The organism is Bifidobacterium sp. W8114 (assembly GCF_016101165.1).
GTDB lineage: Bacteria > Actinomycetota > Actinomycetes > Actinomycetales > Bifidobacteriaceae > Bombiscardovia > Bombiscardovia asteroides.
In genome coordinates, this window is record NZ_JACFRA010000001.1 from 456,301 (window position 1) to 469,623 (window position 13,323).

Consider the following 13,323-nt stretch of genomic DNA (forward strand, 5'->3'; position numbering starts at 1 on the left):
GCCGTAGCTGGGATGATGGAATCATGAACAGTTCACGTGAGCAAGAGCCGGCCTTGAAGGTCAACGCATTGGTGAAGCGCTACGGTGACATGGTGGCCTTGGACCACTTCGACATGGAAGTCGGTCGTGGTGAAGTATTCGGACTGCTTGGCCCCAATGGTTCAGGCAAGTCAACCGCCATCAACTGCATACTGGCACTGCTCAGCTTTGAATCCGGAACGGTTCGGATATTCGGGCAGGAGATGACTCCGACCTCCTACGACCTCAAAAGTCATATCGGCGTGGTTCCACAGAATGTGGCCGTCTTCAACGAACTGAACGTGCAGGAGAACATCGACTATTTCTGCTCCCTCTATGTACCCAAGAAGGCCGACCGCAGGAACCTGGTCGAGCAGGCCATTGACTTCGTGGGTCTGGGCGACTTCCGCAGATTCCGTCCCGGCAAGCTGTCGGGCGGTCTGCTGCGCAGGCTCAACATCGCCTGTGGCATCGCCCATCAGCCCGACCTCATCTTTTTCGACGAGCCCACCGTCGCCGTTGATCCACAGAGCCGCAACGCCATTCTGGAGGGGATCGAACGGCTGAACGCCCAGGGGGCCACGGTGGTTTACACCAGCCATTACATGGAGGAGGTCGAACAAATCTGTACACGCATCATGATCATGGACCACGGCCGTCAAATTGCCCTAGGCACTGCCGAGGAGCTCAAGGGCATGGTCCAGGCCGGCGAGCAGGTCACCGTCGAGACTTTGGATCTGCAGGACTCCACCCTGGCCCAGATTCGTGCCCTGCCCCTGGCCCAATCCGTCGACTATGACGGCAAGGAGCTGGTCATCCACTGCCGACAGGGCGAGCACAACCTCCAGGATGTGCTGACGGTCCTGGAATCCACCCAGACCAGCTACGGCCACCTGACCAGCCGTCCGCCATCCCTGAACGACGTGTTCCTGGAACTGACCGGCAAGGAACTGCGCGACTGAGCGCGGTCCCCAGGCTCAATTGCCGTAAGGAGCACCTATCCATGTGGAATTCATTCCTGATCAACGTCAAGACGTCGATACGCAACACCTCCTCCCTATTCTGGGTTCTGGCCTTCCCGGTCATTCTGGCCGCTCTGATGCTGGGCATCATGGGCAACCTGCAAGACAGTTACACTGCCGAGGCACAGCACTTCGCCATTGTCTCGGACGCCAACTGGAAAGCCAGCCCAGGTGCTGACGAGCTCGTTTCCTCACTATCGAAGAAACCCAAGGCCGGGTCCGATGACATTCAGCTGCTTATCCCGACGACGGTGGCTTCCAAGGCCGAAGCGAACACACGTCTGGATAACCGGAAGGACATCGGATACCTGTACGCGGGCTCTGACGGACTGGTCAACATGGTCCTGTCCGACCGCGAAGCCGCCAGCATCCAATCCGATGCAACCGCCTCAGAAGGCATAGCGGTCTCCATTCTGTCCGCTTCGCTGGGCAGTTTCAACCAAGCCAACTCCGCAAGGGCAGCCATTGCCTCACCAAGCAATCAAATTCTGTTGCAATCCGGCGGACCGACCTACACCAAGCAAATCCGCCTGACGCACATCCACCCTTCTATGACCGCGCCCTACTTCTTCGCTGTGCTGGCTATGGCCTGCCTTATCGGTGCCAGCACCGCTGCCGAGATGATAGCCAAGACTCAGCCCAACCTTTCAGCCTTGGGAGCCCGACGAGCCAGTTCTCCCAGCCCCAAGTGGCGGCAGGCAGCGGGCGCCTTCCTGGCCTCCTGGCTCTTCTCCGCAGTCAGCCTACTGGTTGCCTACATCTTCGTCCGCACAGTCTGTGGAGTGCAAACCGGTGGTCGTGACCCGATAGCCCTCATAGCTATCGCCGTAGGCACCTTCATGGCCACTGCTTTCGGCTCTATGATGGGCGCGATTCCCAAACTCCCCACCGAGACGAAGGTTGGCCTGGTCATAGGCATCGACTGCACCCTGAGTGCCTTTATCGGTCTCTACGGCAGCCTGGCCATGGACTTGAACAATGCCATCCAGGAGCATGCCCCCATCCTTCACCTGCTCAACCCCGTCAAACAGGTCTCCAACCTTTTTTACGACATCGTCTACTACGACAGCCTGGCACCCTTCGCCCGTACCTGCGGCATTCTGGTCACTATGGCTGCCATCTTCCTGGCCATCTGTGGTCTGCTCCTAAGGAAACAACGGTATGAATACTTGTAAAACAGCACTGCGTGTCATCTGGGCGCATAAGTTCTACCTGCTCCTGTATTTGGTGGGTATGAGCCTGATCATGATTGTCATCGGTTCCACGAACATGCAGGCCGCGGTACGTGCCAATACCTCAAGCTCGGTTGGTCGCTTTGAACCTGCGCAGGCGAAAATAGTCGTCATCAACCGGGACTGCGATAACCAGGCTGCTTGCGCGATGGGCCAGGGTCTGGAGCATTATCTGGGCAAGTCAGCCCAATTGGTGACAGTCAAAGATGAGCCTCAAGCTCTGCAGGATGCCAATGTGTCCGGCAAAAGCGATTTGACCGTTATCATCCCAGCCGGATATGGCCAACGGTTCCTTGATGCGCTTGAAGACACTGCTGCCCAAGCTCACAGCGACGGTAAGACACCGAGTTTTCCTAAAGTTGAAACGGCTGCCTCCTATAATTCCAGCCGCGGCAGTCTGGCACAATTGCAGGTGGACAGTTATTTTGATGCTCTTCGTACTGCCTTGCTTACGGGTCTGGGCCAAAAAGGTTCGATGGAGCTGCATTCATCTGCGGCGGTCAAGGATGCGGCTGCCTATGCAGTGGCACACTATGCCGGCAACCAGCCACATATGGGCATCCATGCCAGCCCCAAGACTGATAACCATGGAGCTTTGTTGAAAGGCTTCGCTACGACAGTCGGCCTGGCCGCTTTTCCCTTGATGACGGCGCTGACGGTCTGCGTTGCCACGCTCTTCGGAGCCTTCAGTTCTCCCGACCGACATCGACGCCTGCTTGCCTCTCCAGTGCGGTCAAGCAGCCTGAATGGACAGGAGCTCACGGCAGTCCTCATCCTGGCAGGCTTCTCCTGGGTATACTACGTGGCACTCGTTGCCTTCAGCATGGCGGCATCGGGGGTGTCCTTGGCTTCGCTTGGCTGGGGGAGGTTGCTGCTGAGCTTTTTCGTCATGCTGGTATTCGCTGTATCGGCGGCATCCTTTGGATTCATGCTTGCTCAGTTTAATCCTTCTTCTTCGCTCATAAACTCCGTCGGGGTCACCTTCGGCCTGGTGGTTATGTTCACCTCCGGGTCAAGTTCCGGCGGCCCCCTGCCTCCGGTCATGCAGACCATCGGCAAACTGACGCCGGGCTGGTGGTACAACACTGCAGTCCAATCAATCATGGATTCGAGCGCAGCAGGCTTGGCCTCCTGGGGCCTTCCGCTGACCGTGGTTGCCTTGTTCGCGCTGGCTTATGCCTGTGTCGGCCTTATGGTCTCACGCCTGACACGCACCCGGGCCACCCTGGTCGCTCCTGTCAGCTCCGACCCCAGTATGATCGGGTAGTTTTTCTGCATTCATATCATCTTTCTGTCAACGGTTTTGCTTACGGTAATCTACCGAATATAAAATAATTTTGGAGAATAGAGCCAAAACCAAATGCAGCACAACTGAAGAAGTAAATGATATGAACATACTCATTATTCAAGGATCACCCTATGGAGGTAGTTTCAGCCACACCAACGCCCAGGCTTATGCACAAGCTGCCCGGCGTAAAGGCCACACGGTCGAAATGATCGACCTCAGCCAGGAAGACTTTGACCCAGTGCTTCGCTACGGCTATGTCAAGCACATGGAGGACGAATCAGCGCCTAAGCGTTATCAAAACATGGTTGCACGAGCCGATCATCTGGTCTTCGTCTTCCCCATTTGGTGGGCGGGCGAACCGGCCATCCTCAAGGGCTGGCTGGATAGGGTACTCACGCCCCAATTTGCCTACAGATATGAGAGCAGCCTTAAGTCGGAGGGGCTGCTCAGAGGCAAGACGGCGCAAATTATCAGTAGCAGCCATGGGCCGGCCTTCGTCTCCAAGATGTATGGCTCCACCGTGACCCGATGGAAGTACTTCATCCTGAAATTCTGCGGTATCAAATTCACCTGGGCCAGCATTCTGGGCTGCATAGATTCGAAGATTGATACACCTGAACGCCGCGACGCCTTCACTCGGAGGATTTGCGAGACAGTCCCCTCAGCAAAGTAAGGCCTGTCAGCCTTATCGAGACGCTTTTGTGTCTATGTCGCTAAGCGATGGATCCTTGGTCGCCAATAGCGAAAAAGCGCCGGCGCGGCATTCAAAAGGCCTTCACCTCGTTGATCATTCATCCGGCTTCATGGCCAGTCTGGCAATCAGACATGTCAGCAGTGTCACCATGACAACACCAGTGATGATCAAGGTCATGGGGCAGTGGTCGATCAGCGGGCCGAAGGCGGCCTGTCCCAGCGGAATCGCGCACATGCATAGACTGTTGGTCAGCCCTATTACTTTGCCTATCAGCATTGCAGGGGTATGAATCTGCTCATAGGACATGGAAGTGATGTTGACCGTCTGCACCATTCCCGCAGCCAGAGCCATGCACCCGGTTACCAGGGCGAAGAGGACATGAGCAGGCAAATGCAGAAGCAGCCCTGCGGCAATGGGCAGGAGGACCAGGGCGCTGCCCGAGAGCAGCAAGGGTATCCGTTGCAGATAGAACCAGCTAGGGCGGATGGACACCAAGATGGCTCCAAGCAGGCTCCCGCATGCCAGTATCCCTTCGGCCAGCCCCTGCATGGCATTGCTCAGACCCAGTGTCCGAGTGATCATATATGGCAGGGCCACGTTGATGTACGAGGCAAAGATCAGGTTGGCCGCCAGGCTGAGTCCTATGACCACTTTGAGGTTGCTGTGCCTGACCAGAAACTGTGCAGCCGCTTTGGTGTCCGCAGCCAGATGGCGCACCAGTGCTCCTGGGCCTTGGGAGGGACCCTGTGCCGGTTCGGGAATCCTGACGGCGATTCTGATCCAGACGGCAGAAAGAAGACAGACCAAAGCGGCAACCCCGACCACTTGCATGATTCCGAAGAAGCCCATGACCATGCCGGCAAATACTGGTCCGATCATTCCTACCAGGGAGATTGCCTGGGAAACCAGGGCTGATGCGCGGGTCAGGTCTTTTCTGTCCACCAGACAGTGAAGGGCCGCCTGCACCGTTGGGCTGTAACAGGCTCTGTAGGCATTGACCAGCATCATGCAGGCCACGGTCAAAAAAACCGGGTCGATCTTCTGGCTTATCAGGATGTACAAGAAGGCGGTCAATGCTGACAGAATGTCCAGCACCGCCATGGTGGACTGCTTGTGCAGCCGGTCGGCCAGGGCTCCGCCCAGGGGGGTCAGGAGTATGGATGGAAGGACCGCCAGAGCGGAGACCATGCCATAGAGGGATGCCGATCCTGAGATGTTGAGCAGGTGAAGCGGAAGGGCGAAGACCAAGCATGTTTGCCCTAGATTGGAGAGAATCTCAGTCGTCAGAAGAGCAATGAACGGCAGTGTCAGCAGCCCCTTGCCCTTGGAGTGGTCCATACTTGAGGTTTGGTCGTGAGCGGGCGGGTTCATCTGCTGCCTTCGCTTTCAGTCTTTTCCTTGTTGTTGCCCTTGGCATTGGTGCCGAAGGAGGCCAGTAGGTCGGAGAATCCCTGGTCCTGCAGGGGGATGCCCAGGCCCCGCATGATCGAGAAAAAGCAAGCGGCTCTGGTGCGAAGCTCCGTCTGCGTGCCCCGGCGAAAGAAGGGCAGCAGCCACATGTTGGTCAGCAGGCGGAAGATCTCCGCGGTTTGTTCGACATGGTCCACATGCAGTGAACCGTCCTGATTGCCCTGGTTGAATAGGTCGACAAAGTCGTCCCGCTCATCCACCAAGGCGATGAATTCCATTCCGATCATCTTGGGATTGGCCTTTGGGTTGAATTTGCTGAACATCAGATCCGCAGCCTCCAGCCTCTTTCGCGCTCGCTCAGGGGAGAAGAGCGACTGCAGCTGCTCCAAGGCCGTGCCCTGTTCCGTCTGGGTTTGAATCTTGTCGGTCGCCTCGCTCATGGTCTTCATCAACCTATTGGCCACGGCGTCGAAGAGGTCTTCCTTGGACCGGAAGTGATGGTAGACGGCTCCCTTGCTCAAGCCTGCGGTCGCATCGATGATGTCCTGCATGCTGGTCTTGTCGTAACCTTGGCTGGTGAAGAGCTCGGTCGCGGCTTTGATGATTCGCTCCTGCGTCAACTCGGGATGCGCATTGCGGGCCATGCTAGCCTTCCTTTCAGTTTGCCGAAACGAGTCGTCGCTGATCGGTTGGGGAAGTCGGTCATCCTTGATTAAATAACATACCGACCGTTGGTATGAATATATCACAACATACTCGTCCCCGCAGGTCGGGCACATGTGGTTTAATAAACACTTGGTTTGCGCATTTGTGCGCGGGCCTATCTGGAGTCTCAGCCCGTCAATGGGTCGGCGGCCGCAAGGTCGTTCGTGCTTGGCACGGTGAAGCATTGGAGAGGCCTGACTCGACGGTTCCGGCCGTCTTCGTTCAGATAACGACAGAAGCAAGTAAGGATTGCATCAATGACCAACATTCAGCGTGCGCGTCGCCAGGTTCGCCTGTCCCGCGCTCTGGGCATCGCCCTGACCCCCAAGGCACAGCGCCTGTTCGAGAAGCGCCCCTACGGCCCCGGCGAGCACGGCCGCAGCCGCCGTCGCACCGAGTCCGACTACGCCGTCCGTCTGCGCGAGAAGCAGAGGCTGCGCGCCCAGTACGGCGTATCCGAGAAGCAGCTGCGTGCCGCCTATGAACGGGGCACCCACGAGTCCGGCCAGACCGGTGCCGCCATGCTTCGCGAGCTGGAGTGCCGCCTGGACAACCTGGTCCTGCGCGCCGGCATCGCCCGCACCACAGCCCAGGCCCGTCAGTACGTGGTCCACCGCCACATCCTGGTCGACGGCAACATCGTGGACCGACCCTCCTACAGGGTCAAGCCAGGCCAGACCATTCAGGTTAAGCCCAAGAGCCAGACCATGGTGCCTTTCCAGATCGCCGCTGAAGGCGTCCACCGGGATGTGCTGCCCGCAGTCCCCGGCTACCTGGACGTGGATCTGGCCTCCCTGAAGGCCAGCCTGGTCCGTAAGCCTGAGCCCGAAGAGATTCCGGTTCAGATCAACATCCAGTACGTGGTCGAGTTCTACGCTCGCTGATCACCTGCGACTTTGGGGCCCCGGTTCGTCCGGGGCCCTTTGCGTGCCAGGATCTGCCGCCCTTGCTGGGGTGTGGGTGGGATAATAGGGGCATGTTGCTCCATCTGTATGCTGTCCGCCATGGACAGACCTATTTCAATCGCTACAACCGTCTTCAGGGCTGGTCCAACTCGCCCCTGACTTTATCGGGGCTGGAGGATGCCGACCGTGCGGGTCGTAAATTGAGCAAGGTGAGTTTTGCGGCCGCTTACTGTTCGGACACCACCCGAGCCCAGGAGACAGTCCGCAGGATCCTGGCCCAGAACCAGTCGGGGAAGAAGCCCGAGCCGATCAGCGACAGCCACTTTCGAGAGCAGTTCTACGGCTACTTCGAGGGGCAGGACATGGCCATGGCCTGGTGGGCCGCAGGAGCGCCCCATGGAGCAGGCACCTACCAGCAGATTGTGGACCAGTTTGGTCTGGCCGCCACCAGGGACTTCCTCAAGGAGGCCGATCCCTTCGGCGATGCCGAGTCCGACAGCGAGTACTGGATTCGGATTGCCGGCGGATTCGCCATGATTGCCGCCGACCAGCAGCTGAAGAATGATGACTGCGTCCTGCTGATCTCGCACGGCAACACCCTGCTCAGTCTGGTCAACCGCTTCGGCGGCGGGCGTTACGACACCAGCAGCCGCCCAAGCAACGGAAGTGTCACCATATTCGACTTCGATACGGAGGCCCCCTTCGAGCGGGCCTTGCAGGTTCGGTCCTTCAACAGCTGAACGGACTTCAACCGGCCGTTCATGGCCTGGCCTGATAGACGGCGCGTGCTAGCGTTGTCCCCAGTATCGTACCAATGGAAGAGAGGTAGCAGATGGACGTAGGACAGATTGCCGGCCTGATAGCGGCCATTGCCTTCGCTATCCTGGCGGGGTTTCTGATCTACCCCCTGATTCGTCTGGGGAAGCTCTTCGATCAGCTGGCGCAGACCATCAAGCAGACGGGTGACCATGTCGTGCCCACCCTGGACGAGTCCACCAGCACGGTCACCCAGCTCAATCAGACCCTGACTGACGTCAATCGCATCTCCGCAGCGGCCTCAACCACGGCAGGCAACGTCGGCGCCCTGACCGACCTGTACGGATCGATGCTGGGCAAGCCGGTCATCAAAGTGGCGGCTTTCTTCTACGCCCTGCGCAAGACGATTTCGTCATTCCTTTCAGGAGGCCGCGAGAGCGCCAAATCCAAGTCCTCCACAGCGGAAAAGACCAATGACGGCCTGGGGAACGAGGGGAGGACCCGCTGATGTTCAAACGGATCTTCTGGCTGGGACTGGGCGTCACAGCAGGCGTGGTCCTGGTGACCAAGGCCGAGGCCTATGTGAGGGCCAATACCCCCAAGCGAGCGAGGGAATTCGTACTGGGTGAGGACCAGGACCAGGTGGCCTCCCGGACCCTGGCCGGACTGGTGCGTCAGTTCACCCAGACAATGCAGGAGCGGCAGGACGAGCTGGACCGCCGCTATCTGGACCGTTTCCAGGGCTGAGCCTGGGGCGGACAGGCCAGGACAGATGCGCCTGGCCGGTGTAAAATCACCATATTCAGCTATGAGTCCGGAGTACGGGCAACTTGTTCGTGCTCCGGACAACCGAGTCATTTGGACAACCCGTAATCCCGTCGGCGTTCACCGGGTCTGAAGGAGCAGAAGCAGCATGCGCACATCGGAAATCGCCAAGCGTTTCCTCGATTATTTCCAGGACAAGGATCATCTGGTGGTTCCCTCCGCCTCCCTGATCTCGCCCAATCCCACCACGCTCTTCACCATCGCCGGCATGGTCCCCTTCATCCCCTATCTGCTGGGGGAGCAGACCCCGCCCAAGAGCCGGATGGCAAGCAACCAGAAGTGCGTGCGCACCCTGGACATCGATGAGGTGGGCAAGACCACCCGTCACGGCACCTTCTTCCAGATGCTGGGCAACTTCTCCTTTGGAGACTACTTCAAGGAGGAGGCCATCCACTACGCCTGGGACCTGTTGACCAAGCCCGAGGACCAGGGCGGCTACGGCTTCGATCCCGATACAATCTGGGTGACCACATATACCGATGATGACGAGGCCCGCTCCCTGTGGAAGAACGAGGGCTTCGACCCCGAGCACATGGAAATCCTGGGCATGGAGGACAACTTCTGGACCACCGGTGGCCCCGGCCCCGGAGGCCCCTGCTCCGAGATCTATGTGGATCGCGGGCCTGCCTACGGCAAGGAGGGCGGTCCCTCGGCGGACGAGAACCGATACATCGAGATCTGGGATCTGGTCTTCGAAAACTATGAGGTGGACAACGTCCGCTCCAAGACCGACCTGCACATCGTGGGCGAGCTGGAGCACAAGAACATCGACACAGGCGCCGGATTGGAGCGCCTGGCCTACCTGCTTCAGGGCAAGCAGAACATCTACGAGACCGACGAGGTCTATCCCGTCATCCAGGCGGCCGAGGGTCTGTCCGGCCGGCACTACGGCGATGACGCCCAGGATGACGTGCGCTTCCGTGTGGTGGCAGACCATGTTCGCTCGGCTTTGATGATCATGAGCGACGGTGTCCGTCCCAGCAACGTCGGCCGTGGCTATGTGCTGCGCCGTCTGCTGCGCCGGACCATCCGCTCCATGAAGATGCTGGGCGTGGACCAGGAGGTTCTGCCCCAGCTCTTCCCGGTCTCCAAGGAGGCCATGGCCCCCAGCTACCCAGAGCTCAACGACACCTTCTCCGAGGTGGCCGAATCGGCCTATGGCGAGGAGCTGGCCTTCCGCCGGACCCTGGACAAGGGAACCACCATTCTGGATACGGCCGTCAACAAGGCCAAGAGTGGGAAGGGCGAACCCGAGGTCTCCGGCAAGGATGCCTTCACCCTGCATGACACTTACGGGTTCCCCATCGAACTTACCCTGGAGATGGCTGCCGAGCAGGGCGTCAAAGTGGACCAGGACGAGTTCCGAAAGCTCATGAACGAGCAGAAGTCCAGAGCCCGCGCCGATGCCATGAAGAAGCGGCACAACGTGGATCTGAGCGTCTACGACGATATGCGCAAGAGCCTGGACGAGCCTCAGGTCTTTCTGGGCTACACCGACTTCTCCAGCCGCTCGACCGTCCTGGGCATCATCCAGGAGGGCAAGGGGGCGGTTCCGGCTGTCAAGGCCCCTGCCCAGGTTGAGGTGATTCTGGATCGCTCGCCCTTCTACGCCGAGGCCGGCGGCCAGCTGGCCGACCAGGGCGAGATCTTGACCGACGATGGGGCCGTCCTGGAGGTGGACGACGTGCAAAAGCCCATCAAGGGACTCACCATCCACCGCTGCCGGCTGACTGAAGGAACGCTGACCCTGCAGGCCACGGCCACGGCCACCATCGACCGGAACCGGCGCGGCGCCATTGCCCGCTCGCACACCGCCACTCACATGGTCCACAAGGCCCTGCGCGAGGAGCTGGGTCCGCAGGCCACGCAGCGCGGCTCCGAGGATGCGCCCAACAGGCTGCGCTTTGACTTCCAGTGGTCGCAGGCACCCAGCCGTCAGGCCATGGATGCGGTGGAAGCACGTGTCAACGACCGCCTGCGTGACAACCTGGCCGTGACCGCGCAGGAGATGAAGTACGACGACGCCATCGCCCTGGGAGCCATGCACCTGTTCGGAGAGAAGTACGGCGACGTGGTCCGTGTGGTCTCCATCGGCGAGGACGGCTGGAGCCGGGAGCTCTGCGGGGGAACCCACGTGGACCACGTGGGCAAAATCGGCGCGGTCTCCATCATGTCCGAGGCCTCGGTGGGCACCGGCGTTCGTCGTGTGGATGCCGTGGTGGGCCAGGGGGCCTACGAATACAACGCCCGTGAGCACGCCCTGGTCTCTCAGCTTTCCGACAAGCTCAACGCCCGCCCTGACGAGCTTGAGTCCAGGATTTCGGCCCTGCTGGCCAAGCTCAAGGAGTCCGACCGCCGACTGGCGGCCACCTATGAGCAGCAGATGGCCCAGGCTGTGCCTGAACTGGCCAATCAGGCCCTGCATGCCCCGGGCGAGGTCAAGATCGCATCCAGGAACATGGGGCATTTCGGCGCGGTCGATGCCTTGCGCAAGACCGTGACCGACCTGCGGGCCCGGATGGGCGAGGAGTACCCGGTTGTGGTCGCACTGGCCGGTGTCAGCGAGGATGAGAAGCCTGTCATCTTCGTAGCCACCAACCAGGCTGCCCGTGACCGCGGTCTCAGGGCCGGCGACCTGGTCAGGACGGCCTCCAAGGTCCTGGGAGGCGGCGGCGGTGGCAAGCCTGACTTCGCCCAGGGCGGCGGCCAGGATGCTTCGGCCATCGATCAGGCCTTGAAAGCCCTGAGTGCTCAGGTCCAAGAAGGCTGAGCTTCCCGTGGGATCACAGACAGCCGTGTGGCTGGGGGTGGATCTTGGTGAAGCCAGGGTGGGTCTGGCCCTGTCGGACCCGGAGCTGACCCTGGCCTTTCCCGCTGGCAACATCAGGGTTCAGGGCGACTACTTTCAAGCCCTGGACCCGGTGGAAGACCTTATTATGGACAAGTGTGTGTCCAGGGTCGTAGTCGGACACCCCCTGCTCCTGAGTGGCCAGGCTGGTCGAAGCGCCAAAAAGGCGGCCCGTTGGGTGCGTGCCCTGACTGGCCGTCTGCAGGAGGCTGCACAGGATGCGGACATTGCCCCTGGGCAAGTTCCCAGTGTAGTATTGCGAGACGAACGACTGACGACTGTCAGCGCCCATCGTCAGCTCTATGATGCCCGCGTGGACGGGCGAAGACATCGTCCCGTGGTCGATCAGCAGTCCGCTGTTGTGCTGTTGCAGTCGGCCCTGGACGACCAACGTGCCGACAAGGAGTGCTAATTGGCCGATGACATGCAGGAGTTCTTCCAGGACAAGGTTCAGTGGATGGCCGATGGGCAGGCCCCGGTGTCCGCTATGCCGCCTCGTCCTCCTCGTTCGCGCCGTGAGATGCGCCGTCGGCGTGAAAGACGCAAACGTCGCAAACAGATCATGATTGTCATCATCGTCTTGGCTGTTGTGCTTGCCTCATCCTGCATGGCGATACTGGTCAGAGGGCTGCGCCATGGCACCCCCAGGATCGTAGCCACCAAGGAGGTTGCCCCAGACTATCCAGGCCCCGGCGGACAATCTCTGGAGTTCACGGTCGAGAGCGGCCAGGGGGCGGATCAGGTGGGTGCCAATCTGGTCAAGGCCGGGGTGGTCAAGTCCACGGCTGCCTTCCTGCATGCCATCGCCAGCACACAGTCCGAATCCAGGCTTCTGCCCGGCACCTTCGATCTGCGTCTGCGGATGAAGGCCTCGGATGTGGTGGCTATTCTGACCGACAGCAGCAAGGCCGGAGGCTTCCTGCAGGTACGGGCCGGCGAGCGGGTCCGTGATGTGGTTACCCGGGCCGTCCAGCTTTCCGGGGTTCCGCAGAACGAATTCGATGCCCTGATTCAAGCCAAGGGCGAGGGCATCCTACCCCAGGAAGCACAGGGTAACTTCGAGGGATGGTTGCAGCCTGGCGAGTACGACGTGCGGAAGGCCGGGTCGGCCAAGGCCATCCTGACCAATCTGGTCTCCAAGCGGATCGAGCACCTGGACCAGTTGGGCGTCCCCGGAGGCCAGGATCGGCAGACCATTCTCAACACGGCATCCATCACCGAGGCCGAGGTCAACAGGTCGGAATACTACAGCAAGGTGGCCCGGGTCATCGAAAACCGATTGGCCAAGGGGATGCCCCTGGGCATGGACAGCACCGTGGCATACTCCAACAATGTCTCCGCCCTGAAGCTGACCGACGCCATGCTGCAGAACGCCGATGACCCCTACAACACCAGGGTCCACCAGGGTCTGCCCCCAGGTCCCATCGGCAGTCCTGGAGATGAGGCCATCCAGGCGGTCATGCACCCTGAGTCGGGCGACTGGCTCTATTTTGTGACCGTCAATATGGACACGGGAGAGACCAGGTTCAGCGACAATCAGGATCAGTTCAACCGCGATGTCAAGGAATACAAGGCCTGGGAGGCTCAGCACAACGAGCAGAGCCAGTAGCGCTTTTCATG

Annotated in this window: 13 protein-coding genes; 11 read left to right on the forward strand and 2 right to left on the reverse strand. The window is 59.9% G+C overall.

The window, feature by feature from the left end; translation table 11 throughout:
• Nucleotides 1-23: 23 nt before the first annotated feature.
• The 4 genes from H3T89_RS01860 (at nt 24) to H3T89_RS01875 (ending at nt 4,233) form a co-directional block, all read left to right on the forward strand.
• Nucleotides 24-980 (forward strand): ABC transporter ATP-binding protein, encoded by a 957-nt coding sequence (locus H3T89_RS01860; RefSeq protein ID WP_198216063.1) that lies wholly within the window; start codon nt 24-26, stop codon nt 978-980.
• 41 nt (nt 981-1,021) lie between these two features.
• A complete protein-coding gene (locus H3T89_RS01865; RefSeq protein ID WP_015021921.1) occupies nt 1,022-2,215 on the forward strand; it encodes an ABC transporter permease in 1,194 nt (397 codons plus the stop codon).
• A complete protein-coding gene (locus H3T89_RS01870) occupies nt 2,202-3,539 on the forward strand; it encodes an ABC transporter permease (RefSeq protein ID WP_198216064.1) in 1,338 nt (445 codons plus the stop codon). The genes H3T89_RS01865 and H3T89_RS01870 overlap by 14 nt, the downstream gene beginning before the upstream one ends.
• A 121-nt stretch (nt 3,540-3,660) precedes the next feature.
• Entirely contained in the window at nt 3,661-4,233 is a 573-nt protein-coding gene (locus tag H3T89_RS01875) for an NAD(P)H-dependent oxidoreductase (protein WP_198216065.1), read from the forward strand.
• A gap of 114 nt (nt 4,234-4,347) precedes the next feature.
• Here the strand turns inward: H3T89_RS01875 and H3T89_RS01880 are convergent, their stop codons facing one another.
• Together H3T89_RS01880 and H3T89_RS09080 are read right to left on the reverse strand one after the other, a co-directional pair.
• Nucleotides 4,348-5,625, reverse strand: coding sequence for an MFS transporter (locus H3T89_RS01880; RefSeq protein ID WP_198216066.1), 1,278 nt, complete (start codon nt 5,623-5,625; stop codon nt 4,348-4,350).
• Nucleotides 5,622-6,308, reverse strand: a complete 687-nt coding sequence (locus H3T89_RS09080; RefSeq protein WP_198216067.1) for a TetR/AcrR family transcriptional regulator — start codon at nt 6,306-6,308, stop codon at nt 5,622-5,624. The genes H3T89_RS01880 and H3T89_RS09080 overlap by 4 nt, the downstream gene beginning before the upstream one ends.
• A 318-nt stretch (nt 6,309-6,626) precedes the next feature.
• On the opposite strand from H3T89_RS09080, the gene rpsD reads away from it, so the two are divergent.
• The 7 genes from rpsD to mltG all read left to right on the forward strand — a co-directional run bounded on the left by rpsD (nt 6,627) and on the right by mltG (nt 13,312).
• Nucleotides 6,627-7,253 (forward strand): 30S ribosomal protein S4, encoded by a 627-nt coding sequence (rpsD, locus tag H3T89_RS01890; RefSeq protein ID WP_015021916.1) that lies wholly within the window; start codon nt 6,627-6,629, stop codon nt 7,251-7,253.
• A gap of 92 nt (nt 7,254-7,345) precedes the next feature.
• Entirely contained in the window at nt 7,346-8,014 is a 669-nt protein-coding gene (locus H3T89_RS01895) for a histidine phosphatase family protein (RefSeq protein ID WP_198204229.1), read from the forward strand.
• Nucleotides 8,015-8,106: 92 nt separating this feature from the next.
• Nucleotides 8,107-8,538, forward strand: coding sequence for a DUF948 domain-containing protein (locus tag H3T89_RS01900; RefSeq protein WP_015021914.1), 432 nt, complete (start codon nt 8,107-8,109; stop codon nt 8,536-8,538).
• Entirely contained in the window at nt 8,538-8,777 is a 240-nt protein-coding gene (locus tag H3T89_RS01905; protein ID WP_110417261.1) for a hypothetical protein, read from the forward strand. The genes H3T89_RS01900 and H3T89_RS01905 overlap by 1 nt, the downstream gene beginning before the upstream one ends.
• A gap of 166 nt (nt 8,778-8,943) precedes the next feature.
• A complete protein-coding gene (gene alaS, locus H3T89_RS01910) occupies nt 8,944-11,625 on the forward strand; it encodes an alanine--tRNA ligase (RefSeq protein WP_198204230.1) in 2,682 nt (893 codons plus the stop codon).
• Between the two features lie 7 nt (nt 11,626-11,632).
• Entirely contained in the window at nt 11,633-12,115 is a 483-nt protein-coding gene (gene ruvX / locus H3T89_RS01915; RefSeq protein WP_015021911.1) for a Holliday junction resolvase RuvX, read from the forward strand.
• Nucleotides 12,116-13,312, forward strand: coding sequence for an endolytic transglycosylase MltG (gene mltG, locus H3T89_RS01920; protein WP_033511459.1), 1,197 nt, complete (start codon nt 12,116-12,118; stop codon nt 13,310-13,312).
• The last annotated feature ends 11 nt before the right edge of the window (nt 13,313-13,323 follow it).

Coding starts and splice junctions, on each gene's coding strand:
- H3T89_RS01860 (WP_198216063.1), top strand. CDS start 24: ATGAACAGTTCACGTGAGCAAGAGCCGGCCTTGAAGGTCAACGCATTG.
- H3T89_RS01865 (WP_015021921.1), top strand. CDS start 1,022: ATGTGGAATTCATTCCTGATCAACGTCAAGACGTCGATACGCAACACC.
- H3T89_RS01870 (WP_198216064.1), top strand. CDS start 2,202: ATGAATACTTGTAAAACAGCACTGCGTGTCATCTGGGCGCATAAGTTC.
- H3T89_RS01875 (WP_198216065.1), top strand. CDS start 3,661: ATGAACATACTCATTATTCAAGGATCACCCTATGGAGGTAGTTTCAGC.
- H3T89_RS01880 (WP_198216066.1), bottom strand. CDS start 5,625: ATGAACCCGCCCGCTCACGACCAAACCTCAAGTATGGACCACTCCAAG.
- H3T89_RS09080 (WP_198216067.1), bottom strand. CDS start 6,308: ATGGCCCGCAATGCGCATCCCGAGTTGACGCAGGAGCGAATCATCAAA.
- rpsD (WP_015021916.1), top strand. CDS start 6,627: ATGACCAACATTCAGCGTGCGCGTCGCCAGGTTCGCCTGTCCCGCGCT.
- H3T89_RS01895 (WP_198204229.1), top strand. CDS start 7,346: ATGTTGCTCCATCTGTATGCTGTCCGCCATGGACAGACCTATTTCAAT.
- H3T89_RS01900 (WP_015021914.1), top strand. CDS start 8,107: ATGGACGTAGGACAGATTGCCGGCCTGATAGCGGCCATTGCCTTCGCT.
- H3T89_RS01905 (WP_110417261.1), top strand. CDS start 8,538: ATGTTCAAACGGATCTTCTGGCTGGGACTGGGCGTCACAGCAGGCGTG.
- alaS (WP_198204230.1), top strand. CDS start 8,944: ATGCGCACATCGGAAATCGCCAAGCGTTTCCTCGATTATTTCCAGGAC.